General features: G+C 44.0%; 1 pseudogene. It reads left to right on the top strand.

Annotation, left to right across the window (positions count from 1 at the left end):
- Window positions 1-231: 231 nt before the first annotated feature.
- A pseudogene (locus A3757_RS21255) lies at window positions 232-491 on the top strand (hypothetical protein); the annotation flags it as partial.

The following is a 491-nucleotide window of genomic DNA, read 5'->3' as shown; positions in this document are numbered from 1 at the left end:
TCGTAAGGGCCAGGAAGTAGTGAAATAAAGCACGCAAGGGTTTAGTCATGCCAGCATTCTAAACAAACACTACAACAATTCAACTTTTGATATTTGGGCATGGAGCCCCCTGCCGACCAACGAGGGGCTCCTCAGCAGATAATTCTCCCGTCATAACACCTCTATTGCAATGCTTCATGATAATCATTATCATTTGCATTATTAATAATGATTTATTTGGAATCCCCCCACATGCAAGCCGAAATTACTCCCAACCAAGCAAGTAACTTGAACGCTAATATGCTTGACCCTCTGATTGAACTATTGAATATCGGTGGCCCAGTCGTCTGGATTCTTCTTGCCCTTTCGGTAATATCCCTGTCTATCGTTTTGTTGAAATGTTGGCAGTACTTTTCGGCGAAGGTCGAACAAAGTGCAGAGTTGGAAGCCAGCTTGTCCGCATGGGAACAAGGCCGTTATGACGAGGCACTCAATACCTTAGACAATAAGCA

The sequence above is a fragment of the Oleiphilus sp. HI0117 genome (assembly GCF_001635235.1).
The sequence above is the reverse complement of the archived record's forward strand: the minus strand, read 5'-3'. Positions and strand labels throughout refer to the sequence as shown.